2 protein-coding genes are annotated in these 1119 nt (G+C 61.1%); both read left to right on the forward strand.

Features of this window, described 5'->3' with window-relative positions; translation table 11 throughout:
* On the forward strand, nt 1–549 hold a 549-nt coding region (locus FJ938_RS29260; RefSeq protein WP_140700138.1), incomplete at its 5' end, for an ABC transporter permease.
* A 136-nt stretch (nt 550–685) separates the two neighbouring features.
* On the forward strand, nt 686–1119 hold a 434-nt coding region (locus FJ938_RS29265; RefSeq protein WP_140700141.1), incomplete at its 3' end, for an NAD(P)-dependent oxidoreductase.

Below are 1119 nucleotides of genomic sequence, written 5' to 3' on the forward strand. Positions count from 1 at the left end.
AACCGGATCCTGTCCGGCATCGCCTACTATTACGTCTATTTCTTCCGCGGCACGCCGCTGCTCGTACAGGTCTATCTGGTCTATTACGGCGTGGGCTCTTTCCGGGTGCAGCTCGAATCCGTCGGACTGTGGTGGTTCTTCCGCGACGCCTTCAACTGCGGTGTGTTTGCCTTCGCGCTCAACACCGCCGCCTATCAGGCCGAAATCCTGCGCGGTGCCATCGAAAGCGTGCCCAGGGGCCAGTGGGAGGGCGCCGCCTCGCTTGGTCTGCACAAGCTGCAGACATTGCGCAAGGTCATCCTGCCACAGGCGATCATCGTGGCATTGCGACCCTACGGCAATGAACTGGTTCTGATGATCAAGGCCTCGGCCATCGTCGCCATCATCACAGTCTACGACCTGATGGGCAACGCGAAGCTCGCCTACGCCAAATCCTTCGACTTCCAGGCCTATGTCTGGGTCGCCATCGTCTATCTGGTGATGGTCGAGATCCTGCGCCACGGGGTCGAATGGATCGAACGGCGGATCACGGTCCACCTACACCGCTGATGCGTGCGACGCCACGCGTTTAAGCGATCTGTCATCAGTCTGCACCAGTCGATGCGGTGGCGCGCGCCTTGACGAATTCGCCGCATGGCCTAGAGCTTCCGCAACTGAAATCTCTATTCCGTCGGAAGGAAAAGGCATGGCATCGGTGGCATTTCTCGGTCTTGGCGTCATGGGCTACCCCATGGCCGGGCACCTGAAGAACAAGGGCGGCCACGACGTCACCGTCTACAACCGCACCCGCGCGAAAGCCGAACAATGGGTCGCTCAACATGGCGGCAGCTTTGCCGCGACGCCGGCGCAGGCTGCCGAGGGCAAGGATTTCGTCTTCTCCTGTGTCGGCAATGATGACGATCTGCGGTCGGTGACGACTGGTCCCGAAGGCGCCTTCAAGGCGATGAAGAAAGGCTCCATCTTCATCGACAACACGACGGCTTCGGCAGAAGTCGCGCGCGAACTGGCACAAGCCGCGCAATCGAGCGGATTCTCATTTCTCGACGCGCCGGTTTCCGGCGGCCAGGCTGGTGCCGAGAACGGCGTGCTGACGGTCATGGTCGGTGGCGACCAGGCTGC

Origin of the sequence: Mesorhizobium sp. B2-4-14 (genome assembly GCF_006442155.1) — a bacterium.
GTDB lineage: Bacteria > Pseudomonadota > Alphaproteobacteria > Rhizobiales > Rhizobiaceae > Mesorhizobium.